Consider the following 17291-nt stretch of genomic DNA (forward strand, 5'->3'; position numbering starts at 1 on the left):
ATGCTGGACACTTAATCATTTTATATACTTATTTTGCAGATGGAAATTGTGAAACTACTGAAATAGTTGCTAATGGCTAATAGCTAATGGCTAATGGTCAGACCAGTGCTGCAGGAGGGTTTCCCACGCCCTGGCAACTGGCGAACAAGGGAGGGCGTAAGCCGTTGCGGGCATAGCTTCGCGATGCGTATAGCCCTTACGGGCATAGCCTGCGGCATCGCGGAGCGTGCGCTTTGCGCTTAGCGTCTCCGCTCTTGAGATACAAGGGAGGGCTAATTTGACTATTAGCCATTAGCCATCAGCCATTAGCCATTAGCCATCAGCCATTAGCCATCAGCCATTAGCCATATTACTTCTTCAAGACTACTTGAAAAGAGTTTAAATAACCTGTAATGGAACCACCGATTGTTTTTTGCTGCTTTTTAGTAGTGATTACCATAACCTGATACAAACGACCTTCAGCAAAATACATCCGATTCTTTGTAATTTTTCCTCCAGAATTAACGTACTCGATTTCTCTACCGGGATGACCGTTTGAACTGCGAATATCCTTCTGACCGAGTAAATTGCTTTGAGTTGTTTTTAGAGCCATTTGCTGGGCGTCATCCAAAACTTCTTGGGCTGATGCCATTTGACCGTAGTTATCGGGGAAATCATTATAAGCAACAAGATAAGCCACTTCTTGGTTGGGAGGTTGAGCCACAAAGACTTGCAGTTGAATCTCGCCCATGTGAGTTTTTTGAGTTTGAGACTCAATTCTTGGCAGACCGGGCATTAAGACTGTAAAGCGTCCATCTGGGGGCGTAAAGACTTTCCATTGTGACTTAACTGGTTGAGCAGCCAGTGGTTTAGTTTGAGAAAGCGGGCGTTTGGCTGAGCTAGCTTCAACCGCAGCAGATGCAGTAAATAGAAAAGTGGCTGTCAAGAGTGACAGCAAACTTCTGTTTGTCATAGTTTTTACTTTAAACAATGCTGCTAGCAGTTATAACCTAGTTGCAGCAATAGCAGCACCTATTAATCCCACTTCTTGATTAAGAATGACATGCACGGGAATGTCTTCCAGTAAACTACGCATTCTACCTTTCTGAGTGAAGTTTAATATGAACTTGTCTTCTTGTAACAGGGGCAGTATTTTGGGGGCAATGCCACCTGCAATATATAAACCACCGTAAGGTAGAAGTTTTAGGGCTAAATTCCCTGCTTCTGCTCCATACGCCCCTACAAATAACTCTATTGTTTGTTCTGAAAGTCTATCGGTTTTTTCGAGTGCTGCTTTACCTATAGCAGCACCCGGATCGACACTTTTCTCCGGCTTACCCGCCTCTTGTTCCCAAGCTCTAACAATTTGGGCAATTTCCGGTGATTCAGCAATGGTTTTGCGATCGCGTAAAAATTGATAAATGGCTACAATGCCCAATCCAGACACAACGCGTTCTACAGAAACACGCTGGATATCATGTTTATCCAATAAATATTTTAACAGTTGAAACTCTAACTCAGTACGGGGAGCAAAGTCCGCATGACCCCCCTCTGAAGAAAAAATTTGATAGCTAGAACCCTGCTTAATTAAAAATCCTTGTCCCAATCCAGTACCAGCACCAATAATTGCAATAGGGGCATCCACGTTGGGTTTCCCCGGTTGTAACGTTAGGATATCTTGTGCGCTTAAACCCAACACACCATAGCCAACAGCCGCAAAGTCATTGATTAGGTTCACTTGGGCAATACCCAATTCTTCTTGCAATCGTTTGCTCTCCAGAAACCAGGCTAAATTGGTTAGCTTGGCTGTATTGTTCACAACCGGACCTGCGATCGCAAAACAAGCTTTTTGTGGTAGCGATGCACCTGAGTTTTTCAGAAACTGCTGCACCATCGGTACTAAATCGGGAAAATCGCCACTGCGGTGTCGTTCCTCATAAACATTGTGTAAAAGCAGTTGCTCTGATACCTCAACCAACCTCAAAATGGTTTTCGTACCGCCGATATCTCCTGCCAATAGTAATGTCATAGCGATGTTAGGGGTTAGGGGTTAGGGGTTAGGGGTTAGTAGTTGGTGGAAAACTACTCACTAATAATTACTTACTACTAACTCCTCATTATTTTGCATCCCTCTGATACCAGATTTGAAGTCAATTACTTAAATTTGGTCACTGCTTGCTGGTGACTGGTAATTGCTCGCTGACATCAAACCTGACAACCTCCTCGACTTCCGTTAAATGAGACGTGTCTCCTTTCAGTTCTAATAGCCATTCCGGTTCTTGACGCACAACTTTAACCAAGCTACATAACGAAGCTTTGACTTCTGTGCTGGCTAGTTCGCCAACTAAACCTACTGCTGCTCCCAGTACAGACGCCCCGTGTCCTACTAAAAGAATATCCTGTGGTGAGTATTCTACAGTCAAACATCGGGCAGTTTGTCCCGAGCGTTCCAGCATTTGTGCGCGAGTTTCGGGGTACTTAGCAGCTATTTGGGAAGTGTAACTTGTGTCAATTCTGGGGAATAACTCTGCCAGTGCTGGTGTTGAGAGTCTTTTTGGTTCTTCCGTCATCCAAGCTGCATTATGCCATTCACTCAAACCCGTTTCTAACTTTATGGGTAAATCCAGAACTTCTGCTACGGCGTTTGCTGTTTGTACAGTCCGTAGGAAGGGAGAAGCAAAAATATGGGCAATCTTTTCTCCTTGAAGACGGTTAGCCAGTTGCTGCGCTTGTATAAAACCGTCTTCCGACAGTGGTGGATCGTAGCGTCGTTCTGCAGTGAGAAACCAATCAGGGTTAACAAAATCGAGACGGTTAGCATGTCTTGCTATCCAGACTATCTGACTCATGGGATAATTTTATACGTTCATCACGGGCTTTAGGTGGGAAGATGCCCACTCAACCCGTATTCGCGGGCTATCAACTCAATCATACAATTATTTTAACTTTTTTTAAGATTTACCTGAGTTTCTCAAAATAAGTGCATAGAAGTGATGTCACAATATGCCAGATTAAAGTCTTTTTAAAAAAGTTTCTCAAGCAATGCCCAAATAATTAAATCTTTTTCATTACTTTAATAAGAAATTGCGATCGCACTAAACCAAGCATCAAATTCAATATTAAGACGATTGAGCCACTCCATAATCTCTTCTCTATTCAAGGTGTTTAAAATCAAAGTATCATTTTGCTCTATAAATGACTTAAAATTATTTTTATTCATATTAATTTTAACGATATTTTGTTGCTCGTATTCTATCTTTGAGCAAAGGTAATTTCCAAAACTGAAAAATGGCAACTTGGGTTGAGTTTCGTGCGAGAATTGTCTGTGTAAATCTGGTATAGCTAGTATTTTAAACCTTAAATAAACCCAGGTTTTGGTTCCTAAAGCTGCAAACCAGTTTTCTGGAAAAAACATGAAAAGTTTTTGAAAAAAAGGCTTCGGGGTATCATCAAAACCCTCAGCAATATCCGCCAGGGAATTTTCTATTAACAACTGGCTATAATCTAACGTCAGTGAGTAATCTTTTTTTAAAGGTGGATTACAATCCCACATTTCTATTCTGGCGTGGGGAATTGCTGTATCATAAAAACCAATATCCCAATTTTCCCGACGACTATATCTGTCAAATGAAAAACTATGTAACTTAATCGTATTTAGTGAAGAATGTGTTCTTTCTCCTGTTGAATGAGTTTCAATTGGAGAAGTACGCCCTTCTACACTGTGAAAGAAAGTATATATTTGGGCTAAAAAGAGACTTTGTTCGTCTTTTGAAACCGATAGAAAAAACTTAATAAATTGTGGACTAGCGGGTATTCTCATAATCCAGATGAACGTTCAAGAACTTTTGCCAATGCTGACGCTGTTAATGTCCAAGTGATACAGTTATTTCCAACCAAGATATAGTTTGCTTGACATTAGCAGCCCTAACTGAGTTACAAACACCTCTTCCTTGTCTCCCTTCTTCAGTAAGGTCAAGCCACAGCAAGAACAACTTGCTGAAATTTCTCTGACAGCAACAAAACGGCTTCTTCAATGACAAAACGTCGCGGCTTGCTATTTTGTTCGCTGAGTTGTTCTACAATCGAGCCTGCTTTTTCAGAAATTCTGGGGGGTTGGTATTCTCTTCCACGACCAGCATATCTCCACGGTGTTGGCTCTTTTTTCGGTTGGTTATCTTTATGTTTCTTGGTTTCGAGTTGAATATCTTGCTTTGACACCTCTTGAGTGCAAGCTTTCTGTAGCATTGACTCGATCACCTCTAGTGGCGTCCGTCCTGTAGCTAGTTTGTATAGTGCTGATGGGGAGAGGTTGCGACTAATTGTCTCAAGTTGCTTGGTTGTAAAACTTCCGAGTATGGGGGCTAGCTTTAATAACTGGTTGGCAATCCCCGCTATCCATCCTAGAGAATTCGCTAGGGCTTGTTCGTATTGTTTGGGTTTGAGTTTTTCTTTAAGGAAAAGCAATAGTTGCCCGATTTTAGCGGCTCCAAGTAATGTGACGGGGTTTGTGTTGCCAATCTCGCTTTTTACTTCTTCTATCAAGTTTTTTCCTGCTTTAGCGAGTCTTTGGATGAAATATTGAACTTCTTGTGTCACTGTTTCAGAAAAATTTCCAGCAGGAGCTGTTTCCGGTACTTTAGTCATGCTAATATAACTCCAGAAGTATTATTTATTAATTTTTTCGAGGAAGTGCTCTTGCTCCAAACTTGAGCGCTTCCTCGTTTACTTATAATACAATATAAGGGAAATTTTTCTTGTAAAATTTCCTGTAGAATTTTGGATTTTTTCAGAGAAAAAACAGTGGCTCTACGAGGGTGACTCGATCGCCCTTATTTCCAAGATTCCCCAAAAATAAATTATTCTCAAATCTGAGATGGGAGTCCTTCGTCAGTAGAGAGCTTAATTTTTTTATGGATGAATGTCAGAGTGCAAATCAATATGCTAGGGAACTCTTGGCTTGGTATGACAAACATCACAGACCCTTACCTTGGCGTCAAAACATCAATATTTATCACACTTGGGTCTGTGAAGTGATGAGTCAACAAACTACCCTGGCTGTTGTTATTCCTAAATTCTCAGAATTTGTCAAACAACTCCCTACTGTTTACGACCTTGCAACCTGTGATGAGGACACGCTACGCCAACTGTGGTCGGGTCTGGGTTATTATGCTCGTGCTCGTAACTTAAAAAAGGGAGCGGTGTTTATTGTAGAACACCTTAAGGGTCGTTTTCCTCAGTCATACAACGAGTGGCTGAAAATTCCCGGTTGCGGTTTGTATACAGCAGCTGTCATTGCAAGCATTTGTTTTCATGAAAAAGTGGCTTGTGTGGATGGTAATGTGACACGAGTTGTGAGTCGTTTGCTTGCTTTATCTAAAGATGTTTGGAGTTCTTCCGGTCAAGCAGTGATTCGAGATTTTGCTAACAGCATCATTTCTGCTGAACGTCCGGGTGATTTTAACCAAGCGATGATGGAGTTGGGTGCAACTGTTTGTCGTAAAACGAAACCACTCTGTTTGTTATGTCCGTTGCGATCGCAATGTTTGGCTTTTGAAAAGAATTGTACTGAGCTTTGTCCTCCCCAAAAACCCAGACGCGATGCTGTGGATGTAGAATTATTTGCTTTAATTGTTTGGAGAAAGCCAACTGATACAATCGCTCTTGCTGAAAGAACAAAAGGATTTTTAGCTAATACTGTTGGTTTTCCGTTGATGAGCAAGCTCGAAGTATTAGAAGTCAAAACGGCGTTGAAATCTCGCGAACAACTTCAACTTGTGGAATTACCTGGTGCATTTACTCACAATATCACCCATCATCGGATTTCTGGAAAAGCTCTTGTTGTGAGAGTTGTTGAAGATTCCAATAATGCTGCTGTTGAAGACTTTTGGCAGATCCTCGGTTTGCCACAACCTTTCTACTGGATTGCAAATCAGGCGATCGCAACAAAACTTTCTACATCATTAGACAAAAAGGTTGTCAAGCTTTTTCACAACACGCTTAGTTGCTACGCTCAATAAGTGGATTGCTTAACCCACATTGAAATTCCACTAAGTTGGATATTGGAAAGTAGACTTTTCCTGAGACACGCACTTTATCTAAATAACTAGCAGTTTGACCGTTATGAGTTCTTATTTTGAGATCGCGATGTTTGTATACCAACGGTAAAGGCGAAACTTTATTAGGTTCATCACCAAAGTTACTACTGACTCCAATGACTGTACTACCAAAGTTTTTAGATTGGCGAAGGCGAAGAACCAAAATATTGTTTTTAATTGATGTTGGTAAAGTTAAATACCCTTCTACAGCCACACGTTTGCCATCATTACCTTTATGACAGACGGAGTGAAAATTTGTCATCTGACCGATAGTTGGTGTTTCTGGTTCTCCAGTACATCCTACAAGCAGGATGATATTGGCGAGTAATGGTAAAATAAAATATGGTTTCATAATATAACTCTCTTAAGTCAATTAAACTAGAAGTGTTTTTCTCTTGTATTCTCTTGAAAAAATCAATGAAAAAGTTGAGTGAAGTTCGGGAGTGTTTTCAGGGAATCCAACATCAAGAACTACGTGAATTAAGGAAAATTCAGGTCTATTAAGTTTTTTATAGTTGGAAATACAATAGAGATTCAGGTTTCTTTAAGGTAAATTTCACAAAATTCCCGAATTTTTCAGCGTTTTCTCATCAATTCATCAAATGAGTCTCAGTTAACAGTTACATTCTCTAAATTGTTAGCGATGGAACAGAAGTTCCGAGAGGTAAATATGATGAAACGCTTATTGGTTAGTAGCCTATCTTTCTTACTCCTTTGCTCTGTTGCTAGTAGCGCTCATGCTCAAACACCGACTGCTACAGCACCCTCTCAACAAACAACGGTCAGTGCAAATTCAATCCACAGTTTTACACCCTTTCAACTTGTCCACTTTGCTTATAGAGGATCGCTCGGACAGCAAGGCGTTCCAGGATACAGTCTGCTGCTTTCTGAGTTGAGATTCGGTCGAACTACTGCTGAATCTTTGGTTAAAGCTGGTATTACTGCAGGTAGAGTTTCACCTGATGCTATAAGCGATCGAGAGTATTTAAATGGTGTTGCTAGCCAACTTAAACTTTTAGACACGCTGTAATATCAGGTTCTTCGCCTAAATAATTACGATAAGAATGACGCGGAGATGGGGAAACCCCCAGAAACGGGTAATTTTTAAGCGCTTGCGATTATCCGAACCTAATATAAACCAATGACCAGTGACCGATAAGTTTATCCTCTGTACTGCAAAGAAGGGGATTTGAACCATCTTTTGCTTCGCAGATTACTGGTACAAGCACTGTATGGGTGACTGGTCATTATGAAAATGATTGCTATGAAATAGGGCGCAGAGATGCGCGAAAGCCTACTTATGGAGTACGGTTTTCCGCTATCATTTTTACTCATTTTTACTGAGTTGTAAAGTTAATATTAAGTTGTTGGTAACAATACAGAAATTTAGTAAAGTTTAGGGTCTTAGGCAAGTGTTTTACCGAGCGCCTCACCCACAGGGGCGATTTTAGAGGAATCTTAATTTTTGTTCGACACCTAATAATTCTGGATTCTTGAAGTAGCAAGGCTGTTGGTACTTTTCAGATACATAGGACTTGAGAGCAACAAAAATATCTGGAGAACGATCCGGAATGCTTCCGTCCAGGTTTGTAGTAAAGAGTGTTCCAGTATAAAGAGTGGAACAAAATTGCATAAGAACACAAAGTCAGACCTATATAAGTAATAGAGAAGGGTTAAAACCCAACTAACAAAAAAACTAACTTGAAATACTGAATGTAAAGGTGAGTAATTATGACTAGCTTTTCTCAACTACAACCAAAACAAGATCTTCTTTCTCCTGTTCGTCAATGGTTAGATTCCATAGAAATTCATAATGCCAAACTAGCTCATTTTGTGTGCAAGCTCATTCCCGCTCAATGTCCGTTTGAGCGTGATATTACATTGTTTGGTCGCAAGCTGTTTCATATTCCTCCAATGTGCAAGCTCAATCCTGTCTATGAGGAAGTCGTTTATTTGCGTTTCCGCGCTCTGTGTTATCTTGCGGACGTATGCGGTGAAGACGTAACTGCTTACTGCTAATCGTTTATTCCTATTGACACAGCGTTCGTATTGAAAATAATGGCAACCCGGCTGCAGCCATAAATTGTTCATCATATCCGACCGTATTAGTCCCTACCCGAACTGATTCGATTTCATTAACAGCTTGCGACCACACTCCGCCACAAGAAGTTTTACTAAAGCAAGTCACAGCCCGCTTTTAGAGGATTTGGAAAGAAGGGTTGACCGAGTTTAAATAAAAGTATTGACGTACAAAAATTTTGTTTTAAAGTAAAGTGCAAAATCAACATTTGCGCTTGATAGAATATCATTTTTTTATCAGATCCCTAACTTGTTGAAGAAGTTGGGGATCTAAGCGAGTTATATAAAATCCGGTAGCATCTCAATGATTAAACAAACCGCTCTAGATGCAGAGCGAATATAGGGAAACATAAGGAGAAATAATTCTGAGACAAACGGATTTGATATTAAAAGTTAGATAAGTATGTATGCTAAAATACATATAACCGTTACATTCGTTCGTTATTGCTTCCCGCAGTTATCGCTACACTAAAAACGGTGGATACCTTTAGGAATGTAATGAGTTACCTCGAAACAGCGGCGCAGTTCTACAGTGAAGTTGCTCAAGAACCAGAAGTTGGGCTTTGTTGCGTACAGAGTACACCCCTTCAATTACCAGGACTAAAAATTCCTTGCTGTATGAAGGAAATGAACTATGGTTGTGGTACTACCGTTCACCCCACCGAACTAGGAAATCAACCTACCGTGCTTTATGTTGGAGTTGGTGGCGGCTTGGAAGCTTTGCAATTTGCCTATTTTTCGCGCCGTCCGAGTGGTGTGATTGCTATCGATCCAGTTGTACAAATGCGAGAAGCGGCTGCACGGAATTTAGAAATTGCTGCTCAAGAAAACTCCTGGTTTGATACCAATTTTGTAGAAATCAAAGAAGGCGATGCCTTTAACTTACCCATTACCGACAGTACAGTTGATATCGTCGCACAGAATTGCCTTTTCAATATTTTTGAACCAGAAGATTTAACTCGTGCTTTGCGCGAAGCATACCGGGTGTTGAAACCGGGCGGTAGACTGCAGATGAGCGATCCTATTGCAACTCGTCCCATTCCGCAACACTTGCAAAAAGATGAGCGCTTGCGAGCAATGTGTTTATCGGGCGCACTTACCTATGAAGAGTACATTCAACGCATTATTGATGTTGGCTTTGGACAAGTAGAAATTCGCGCCCGCCGTCCTTACCGATTGCTAGATTCTGAGACTTACAACTTAAAAGAACACCTTCTTTTAGAAAGTTTAGATTCTGTAGCTTTTAAAGTTTCTATTCCTGAAGATGGGGCTTGTGTTTTTACAGGTAAAACAGCAATCTATGCTGGACCTGAACCATTTTTTGATGATGGTGCAGGTCATTTTTTTCAACAGGGAATACCCGCAGTAGTTTGTGATAAAACTGCTGCAAAATTGGCTCAATTCATGTCGGATAATATAACGATTACTGACTCAACTTGGCACTATAGCGGCGGTGGTTGTTGTTGAAGAAGTAGCTATGCTGAAGTAGGGTGAGTCATGCTCCACTATATTAAGCTGCTAGGAGGTATTTTCCATACTACACAGAAGGAAAGGCCAGTTTACCTTTCATCAGTAGCAAAACATTCAAGATCCCCCTAAATCCCCCTTAAAAAGGGGGATTTTAAGAGTCTTATCACCTTTTTTAAGCAGGACTTTAAGAGTCTTTCCTTCTGTTTAAGGGGACTTTAAGAGTCTTTCCTTCTGTTTAAGGGGACTTTAAGAATGTTCCCCCCTTTTTCCGAGAGACTTTAAAAATATTTTCCCCCCTTTTTAAGGGGGGCTAGGGGGGATCGCTGAGTGCCTAAAATCACAGCCAACCACCTTTTAAACAACTCTTAAAAAGCTTTTTCCTCCTCTGAGCCTTTCTTCATTTCACTTCAACTTTTATACAAAGCTTTAAGAGGATGTTTTAAAAGTCCTCTTGTTGGTAGCAAAATATCAAGATCCCCCTAAATCCCCCTGAAAAAGGGGGACTTTAAGAGGCTTTTAAGGGGGTCAGGGGCGATCGATAGGTACTTAAAAACACAGCAAATCACTTTTCAAACAACCTTTAAGAAGAATTTAGGAGGAGCTAAAGTTTGGGATATCTCAGCGACTACTTTTCAAATATCTTCTACTGTCAAGACATTTAATTGTGTAAAAATTTTATGATACAAACAACCATAACACCTTTCAAACAGAAACTGACTTCAGCTTTAACAAAAAAAGAAATTTCTGTTTTGCAAATTAATTTAGGAAAGCGCTGCAATCTAGCGTGCAATCATTGCCATGTAGAAGCAGGACCAAAGCGCACAGAAGAACTTTCTCCAGAAATTTGCCACCAGTTAATTGAATTAATTCAGAGATTTCCTCAGATCCAAATTGTTGATTTAACTGGTGGCGCACCAGAAATGAATTATGGATTTAAGTCACTTGTAGAAGCAGCAAGAGCAAATCACAAGCAAGTGATTGTTCGGTCTAACTTGACCATTTATTTTGAAAATGGGTTTAGTGACTTACCAGCATACTTTACCCAACACAAAGTTCGCGTTGTTGCTTCCTTACCTTGCTATCTAGAAGACAACGTAGATAAAATGCGGGGTGCGGGTGTATATAATAGTTCAATCAAAGCACTTCAGTGGCTAAATCAACTTGGTTATGGAAAAGAACCGGACCTCATTTTGGATTTGGTGTTTAATCCTCAAATGCCTTCAGGGGAAAAGTTTTCCCTAACCCCCGATCAAGCGAAACTGGAAAGAAGTTACAAAGAGTTTTTACAGGAACAATTTGGTATTATTTTTAACAATCTATTTACCATCACCAATTTACCTGTTGGGCGAACAAAACAATACTTGGAACGGCAAAAACTCTATACTCCTTATCTCCAGTTTCTAGAATCAAATTTCAATGCTGGTACGGTTGAAAATCTGATGTGCCGAGATGAGCTTTCCATCGATTATCTTGGTAATGTGTATGATTGCGACTTTCATCAAATGATGAATTTGCCAGCCAAAAATCGTAATGGGGAGAACCTTACAGTTGCCAAATTGCTAGAACTTGGGAGTTTGGATGCGATCGCCGAAGTCCAAACTGCTGTTTATTGCTATGGATGTACGGCTGGTTGTGGTTCGAGTTGTGGCGGCGCTTTGGTGTAACGACTTTCAGCCCGAAACGACAGATAACAAATTTATCTGTTACCAAAATTGTTACGAGCGATCTGCCAACGCCTGCAAGGGCTTATCATGATACTTAGTTAAGTCTCCTCACACCATACAGAAACCGTGGGCTAATTTCAGCTATCACGGTTTTTTATTTTTTTTACAGCAACTAATAATAAAAATTTTCGTTACCAAAATTGTTACAAGCGTGTTTCTACGATTCGGTATCGATTATTATAGTAATAATTAAGCTCCTCACACTACACAAAAAGCCGTGAAACATTTCGTTTCGCGGTTTTTACTTATTGAATTTTATACCATGATTGGTCGGTATCGTTTGAGAGTCATGAAAAAAGAGCAGCAAGGCAGAGGGCATTCATAACGATACAAATATTGCTTGTTGCAGTTCGCTAATTCCTTTCCTCTGTTTCTTTGCGTCTTGGGAGTTCAAATCAAAACAACCAAGCACACCTATTGCGGTAAATTGACAAATAGCTAAATTTACCCAGGAAGAGACATGAAAGCAGTCCTAATGACAGCAGCCGGAAACCCCGAAGTTTTGCAACTGCAAGACATACCAAATCCAAGCGTTCCTCTCGGCGAAACAGAACTGCTCATACGCCTGCAAGCAGCAGGTATCAATCCCATTGATACAAAATTGCGGAAACGAGGCACATTTTACCCAGATAAAATGCCAGCCATTTTAGGCTGTGATGGCGCAGGTATAGTCGAAGCAGTAGGTGCTGCTGTTCAACGCTTTCGTATTGGTGATGAAGTCTTCTTTTGTAATGGTGGATTGGGCGCACACCAGGGCAACTATGCAGAATATACAACAATTGATGAACGGTTTGCAGCCCGCAAGCCTGCTTCTGTATCCTTTGTAGAAGCTGCAGCAGCACCTTTAGTTTTAATTACCGCTTGGGAAGCACTGTACGAAAGGGGGCGCTTAGAACCAGGGGAAAGAGTGTTGATTCATGCAGGTGCAGGTGGAGTCGGTCATGTAGCAATTCAACTGGCAAAACTTAAAGGCGCTCATGTTTGCACAACTGTTGGTTCTCAAGAAAAAGCCGATTTCGTCAAAAGTTTGGGTGCTGACCGTGCAATCTTATACAAGCAAACAGACTTCGTCCAAGCAGCGTTAGATTGGACAGGTGGAGAAGGAGTTGATTTAGCTTTTGACACTGTAGGAGGAGAAACACTCCATAAAACTTTTCCCGCAGTACGCGTGTATGGTGATGTTGTGACAATTTTAGAACCGGATGCCAATACAGTGTGGAAAACTGCAAGGCAACGCAATCTTCGCATTGGCTTAGAACTCATGCTAACACCCATGCTCCAAGGTAGTGTGGAAGCACAGCAGCACCAGGCAGAAATTTTAGAACAATGCGCTCAATGGATTGATGGAGGTAAGTTAAAAATTCAGGTTAGCAAGACGTTTCCTTTGCAAGAAGCAGCAAAGGCTCATCAATTGCTTGAAACTGGCTCAATGACAGGTAAAATTGTTCTACTTATTGGAGAACGGAGATAGGGGGGACACGGGGGACACGGGAGACAAGGGGGACAAGGAAGACAAGGGGGACCAGGGGGACAAGGAAGAGAGTAAAATATGAACGCAACTTGGGAGCGATTTGTGGGGTGGGGTGCATGCAGTTCCATCTACAAGAAGTTTGTTAAATTTGTGGGGATGCTTTTTGCTACGCCAGTCGCTTCAAGTGGGCGAAATCTCCCAACGCGCTGGCTCCTCCGCCCTCTGCTCTGTGTCTTCTTATTCTTTTTATTTCCCCTACCAGCATGGAGTTCGCCCGCACAACCAGAACGGATTCCCCTCACTCTAGAAATATTACAAGAACGACTGCATGCTCCTACCATTCGTGAAGGTAATCTCACAGTGGATTTACGGGAAATGGTCATAGATTTACGACCGGAGAATGCCAGTTTTCGAGATGCTTTTTACCAAGTTTTGCGGAAAGAATTGCAAAAAGCTGGCTCAAAACCTTTGGGATTGGATTTAAGTTATTCTGTCATTCAAGGTGATTTTATTGGTAGCGATTTGGGTTTGCAAACTCCTCTATACGCTCAAGCTATTGCCCCTATTTTCACAGCCTCAGAACAAGAACAATTAGAACACTTGCGAGATGTTTGCTTGCGATCGCTTGCTGTAGCATTACCCAGTTCTAAAGATTGTAAGTTTCTATTGGGAACTCAGTCAACGCCATCAACGGCAATTAGCGTTTTCCGTGGTTCTCTGACTTTTATGGGAACTCGCTTTAATGGTAGCGTTCAGTTTGCCAATACGTTTTTTCTCCAACCAGTCAACGCCCAAGGTGCTCTTTTTAATCAACCTGCTTATTGGGTAGAAACAAGATTCAGCCGTGCTGCTAGCTTTGCTAATGCGAATTTTCGCAAGGACAGTTATTTCCAAGGCAGTATCTTCTTTGATAAAGTGAGTTTCAAGCAAACTCTATTTCAAGAAATCGCAAACTTTCAAGACAGTACTTTTGAAGACACGGCTAATTTTACTGAAGCAAATTTTAAGCAGGTAGCAAAATTCAGTCGTACACAATGGCTTGGTAATGCTGATTTTTCTAGCGTGCGTTTTTTTGAACAAGCACAGTTTGCAAAAGATATTTTTTATCGTTTTCTTATTTTATCTGAAGTAACTTTTGAGCAATCTGTAGCCTTTCGAGAGTCACAATTTAATCAACCTGTTAACTTCCAAGGTGCAAGCATCCTCAATCAAGCGGACTTTAGCGATGCTGGATTTTCTCCAGACGCTTATTTAAATGTGTCCGGTCTTCTTTTTAACTCCAACCAGGCTAAGATTTTAGGAAATCCCGGTCAAATTGGCAAAAACATTGTCGTGAATGGTTTGCAAGGTAATCAAAGTGTTTTGCGGAATTTGGGGCAAAATTTTCGTCAGTTACAGCAAATTGCTGATGCCAATCAGTTGGAGTATACAAAGCAGGAGTTGCGGCTGCAAGAATTAACCCGCAATCTGTTTGGTACAAATATCAATAGCGCATCTCAAAAACGTCTGATGGCTCTGGGTTTTTCTCTCGTTCAAGCTGATGCTATTGTTCGTCGCCGACTGATACAGCCATTTCGCAATAAGAGTGAATTGCTGACTTTGGCTGATATTGACTTCGATACTTACGCTCAAGTTACCTCTCGCATAGTGGTTGGCAATTCTCTTTCTGTAGGAAATTGGTTGCTCTTAGCATGGAATTGCTTGGCTTTGAGTCTGCTGCTGCTGCTATCCGGGTACGGTACAAATTTTTGCTTGGTCATTGGCGTAGGAACGATCGCGATCGCATTCTTTGGTCTATTGTTTTGGCTGATTGACAGTGTTCGTCGTATTGGTCCAAGACCGATTTTACCTACCGCTTACGAAACGACTTGTATGCTTGCAAGTTTTAGCGTGTTTGTCGTACTGGGTTTACTCGCTATCTTTCGTTCAGCCGAACAACCTTGGCTGACATTGGGATGTCTGTGTGCAATTCTGATTCCTCTCCCTGGAGTCTTGTTGTTGCGACTTTACCAACAAGGACGCTATCACGATCTCTTAGACGTTTCCTACTTTACAGAAGAAGGGACTTTACGACAACTGCGCTTGCTGATTGGGCGTTTGCCAGTGATTCCAAGGTATCCAATGTTTCGCGAGCGTTATTTACCAATTTTATGCGATCGCAGATGGAACTGGCTCAATTACTATGACTTCAGCTTGAACAACTTATTGAGGCTGGGATTTAACGATATTCGTTTGCGAGACGAACACCTTCCTGGCATCATTACAATATTGGCATGGTATCAGTGGGTTTTAGGTATACTTTACATTACCCTTGTTTTTTGGACTCTTTCCCGTACTATTCCCGGTTTGAACTTACTGATTTATCTAAAATAAGACTTGCCTTTGCGACGCTTATGTCGTGGCTGTACAAGCGAAACCCACGTAGGTGGACTTGTGAAGTTCACTATACATACTTTCCTTGAGATCTCTACCTTTCTTTTGGTAAAACCCGATTGTTATTCATTCAACTGAAAATTATTGTAAACTGCTGCAAGATTTAAAGAACAAGTATATCTTGGCAATTTAAATATGGAGGCAAACAAGTGCAAATTACCAAACGCAATGTTGAATTGAGAGTAGACGACAGCTTGATGCGCGTCTATGTTGCAGCCCCCAAAACTGCGGGAACTTATCCAGGACTTATATTCTATACGGATATTTATCAATTAGGCGATCCAATGATTCGATTGGTTAACTACTTGGCTGGACATGGCTATGTAGTCGCCGCACCAGAGATTTTTCATAGAACAGAACCTGTTGGTTTCGTTATTGAACCAGATGATATTGGTAGAATGCGAGGTAATGACAATGCTCGTCGAACCCCGATAGCTGGATATGACGCTGATTGCCGTGCTGTCATTGAATTCCTTAAGGGGGAAAGTTCGGTAGCCTCAGGTCAAATAGGGACTTTAGGTTTTTGTATTGGGGGACACCTATCTTTCCGGGCTGCTTTCCAAAACGAAATCAAGGCAGCAGTTTGTTGCTATCCGACTGGTATTCCGAGTGGCAAACTAGGTCAGGGGGTAGCCGATACGATTCATCGAGTCAGCGAAATTAAAGGCGAGATGCTAATTGTGTTTGGTACGCTTGACCCTCACATTCCACCACAAGACCGTCAAACAATTATCCAAGCCCTAAAGGGTGCAAGTGTTCCTCATCAAGTTTTCTCTTATGAAGCAGAACATACCTTCATGCGCGATGATGGTTATCGCTACGATTCTGCGGTTGCGACCTCTGCTTGGTCTGAAATCATAGCTTTCTTAAAACGTATTTTTGTACCATAAATATATTATTGTTTGTGGTTCTTTAGTCCCAAAACATTACCAAAACGAAACGTAAGATTTGCCACTTTCTTTTGCTGCTTGCAGTATTAACATTTCAGCAGATCTTTTGCTAGCCCCCATGACATTTCGTATCGTATTTTACGACTTGGACAGCCTGTCCGATCTCTTGTTGAATATTGAATACAGAATTTTCTCCATGTCCTACAAGAATCATTTCAGCAGGGGAAGATTTGAAGATTTGACGGCAAAGCTCGCTACCAATAGACCCACCCGCTACCGTAATAAGTACTTTTTTGCCTTGAAGAAATTGAGAGACTCGTTCGATATCTGTCTGTACGGGTTCGCGTCTGAGCAAATCTTTAATTTAGCTTTTGAAAGCTCATGCTTTACAAAAACCTATAAAGTCAATTTCTCAATTTATAGTTCTTTCTATACAACTATCAAGTTAATGCATTGTTACTATCGATTCCCATTCTAACACTCTATTTTTGGCAAAGGACAATCCCCCCAACCGAATGTTTAGGCTAGGGGGATTGTGAGATAATTTTTTCACGGAAACAAACTTTTGCAAAGTTACTTTGTGCTAGTTACCTGTAACGCGTGCGATTAAACCTTGACTTCCAAAGACTTAAGCAACTCCGTATTCACACCAGATTCACGAGTCAAAGCAATTTTGCCAGTGCGAGCTATTTCTCTCAAGCCAAATTTTTGCAACACCTGCACGATCGCCACCATCTTTCCCGGATCTCCCACCACTTCTAACGTGAGAGAATCCTCAGCCACATCTACTACTCTTGCTCGGAAAATTTGCGACAATTCAACAACCTCTGAACGATTAGTGCTTGTAGCATTAACCTTAAGCAACATCAGTTCTCGCTCGACACAAGGAGTCTCAGTGACATCCTGCACCTTCAGGACATTAATAAGCTTGTAAAGTTGCTTGGTCAGTTGCTCGATGACACGGTCATCGCCTTGAACAACCATTGTAATTCGGGAAATTCCTGATTGTTCTGCCGGACCTACGGCGAGACTTTCAATATTAAAGCCGCGACGGGCAAACAATCCAGAAATACGGGAAAGAACTCCCGCTTCATCCTCTACCAGTACTGAAAGTGTATGTTTCATCTTTGCCAACAAGGCTAGAAAACTT

At 41.3% G+C, this 17291-nt stretch carries 15 protein-coding genes and 1 pseudogene; 8 read left to right on the forward strand and 8 right to left on the reverse strand.

The genetic code is table 11. From position 1 onward, the window contains the following. Positions 1-349: 349 nt before the first annotated feature. The 5 genes from AB0756_RS16875 to AB0756_RS16895 all read right to left on the reverse strand — a co-directional run bounded on the left by AB0756_RS16875 (position 350) and on the right by AB0756_RS16895 (position 4623). The gene (locus AB0756_RS16875) at positions 350-952 is read right to left on the reverse strand and encodes a hypothetical protein (protein ID WP_038075103.1); all 603 of its coding nucleotides are present in this window, start codon (positions 950-952) and stop codon (positions 350-352) included. A gap of 30 nt (positions 953-982) precedes the next feature. Continuing rightward, positions 983-2008, reverse strand: a complete 1026-nt coding sequence (locus AB0756_RS16880; protein WP_038075101.1) for a glucokinase — start codon at positions 2006-2008, stop codon at positions 983-985. A 139-nt stretch (positions 2009-2147) separates the two neighbouring features. Continuing rightward, positions 2148-2828, reverse strand: a complete 681-nt coding sequence (locus AB0756_RS16885; protein ID WP_038075099.1) for a histidine phosphatase family protein — start codon at positions 2826-2828, stop codon at positions 2148-2150. 224 nt (positions 2829-3052) lie between these two features. Continuing rightward, positions 3053-3799 (reverse strand): hypothetical protein, encoded by a 747-nt coding sequence (locus tag AB0756_RS16890; RefSeq protein ID WP_038075096.1) that lies wholly within the window; start codon positions 3797-3799, stop codon positions 3053-3055. 152 nt (positions 3800-3951) lie between these two features. Next, complete coding sequence (locus tag AB0756_RS16895; protein ID WP_038075093.1) at positions 3952-4623, reverse strand: hypothetical protein; 672 nt, start codon at positions 4621-4623, stop codon at positions 3952-3954. A gap of 266 nt (positions 4624-4889) precedes the next feature. Here AB0756_RS16895 and AB0756_RS16900 point away from each other — a divergent pair, with 266 nt between their 5' ends. Beyond that, positions 4890-5996, forward strand: coding sequence for an A/G-specific adenine glycosylase (locus AB0756_RS16900; protein WP_038075090.1), 1107 nt, complete (start codon positions 4890-4892; stop codon positions 5994-5996). Here AB0756_RS16900 and AB0756_RS16905 read toward each other — a convergent pair. Beyond that, the gene (locus AB0756_RS16905; RefSeq protein ID WP_038075087.1) at positions 5977-6426 is read right to left on the reverse strand and encodes a hypothetical protein; all 450 of its coding nucleotides are present in this window, start codon (positions 6424-6426) and stop codon (positions 5977-5979) included. The two genes, AB0756_RS16900 and AB0756_RS16905, sit on opposite strands and share 20 nt — an antisense overlap. Positions 6427-6744: 318 nt before the next feature. Between AB0756_RS16905 and AB0756_RS16910 the strand changes: the two genes are divergently transcribed. From AB0756_RS16910 to AB0756_RS16940, 7 genes are all read left to right on the forward strand, one after another. Next, positions 6745-7104, forward strand: a complete 360-nt coding sequence (locus AB0756_RS16910; RefSeq protein WP_137986324.1) for a hypothetical protein — start codon at positions 6745-6747, stop codon at positions 7102-7104. A 701-nt stretch (positions 7105-7805) separates the two neighbouring features. Beyond that, positions 7806-8093, forward strand: a complete 288-nt coding sequence (locus AB0756_RS16915; protein WP_050045966.1) for a Mo-dependent nitrogenase C-terminal domain-containing protein — start codon at positions 7806-7808, stop codon at positions 8091-8093. Between the two features lie 558 nt (positions 8094-8651). After that, positions 8652-9620, forward strand: coding sequence for an arsenosugar biosynthesis arsenite methyltransferase ArsM (gene arsM / locus AB0756_RS16920; protein ID WP_038075081.1), 969 nt, complete (start codon positions 8652-8654; stop codon positions 9618-9620). A gap of 680 nt (positions 9621-10300) precedes the next feature. Continuing rightward, positions 10301-11287, forward strand: coding sequence for an arsenosugar biosynthesis radical SAM (seleno)protein ArsS (arsS, locus tag AB0756_RS16925; RefSeq protein WP_038075079.1), 987 nt, complete (start codon positions 10301-10303; stop codon positions 11285-11287). 520 nt (positions 11288-11807) lie between these two features. Continuing rightward, on the forward strand, positions 11808-12818 hold the full coding sequence (locus AB0756_RS16930) for a zinc-dependent alcohol dehydrogenase family protein (RefSeq protein ID WP_038075075.1): 1011 nt from the start codon (positions 11808-11810) through the stop codon (positions 12816-12818). Positions 12819-12896: 78 nt separating this feature from the next. Further along, positions 12897-15191 (forward strand): pentapeptide repeat-containing protein, encoded by a 2295-nt coding sequence (locus AB0756_RS16935; RefSeq protein WP_202048634.1) that lies wholly within the window; start codon positions 12897-12899, stop codon positions 15189-15191. 176 nt (positions 15192-15367) lie between these two features. Then, on the forward strand, positions 15368-16141 hold the full coding sequence (locus AB0756_RS16940) for a dienelactone hydrolase family protein (RefSeq protein WP_456320640.1): 774 nt from the start codon (positions 15368-15370) through the stop codon (positions 16139-16141). Between the two features lie 124 nt (positions 16142-16265). On the opposite strand, the pseudogene AB0756_RS16945 reads toward AB0756_RS16940, so the two are convergent. Both AB0756_RS16945 and ilvN read right to left on the reverse strand, forming a co-directional pair. Then, positions 16266-16505, reverse strand: a pseudogene (locus AB0756_RS16945) (polysaccharide biosynthesis protein); the annotation flags it as partial. Positions 16506-16747: 242 nt separating this feature from the next. Further along, complete coding sequence (ilvN, locus tag AB0756_RS16950) at positions 16748-17266, reverse strand: acetolactate synthase small subunit (RefSeq protein WP_038075122.1); 519 nt, start codon at positions 17264-17266, stop codon at positions 16748-16750. Positions 17267-17291: the final 25 nt, after the last annotated feature.

The sequence above is a fragment of the Tolypothrix campylonemoides VB511288_2 genome (assembly GCF_045999855.1).
GTDB classification, from domain to species: Bacteria; Cyanobacteriota; Cyanobacteriia; order Cyanobacteriales; family Nostocaceae; genus Scytonema; species Scytonema bouteillei_A.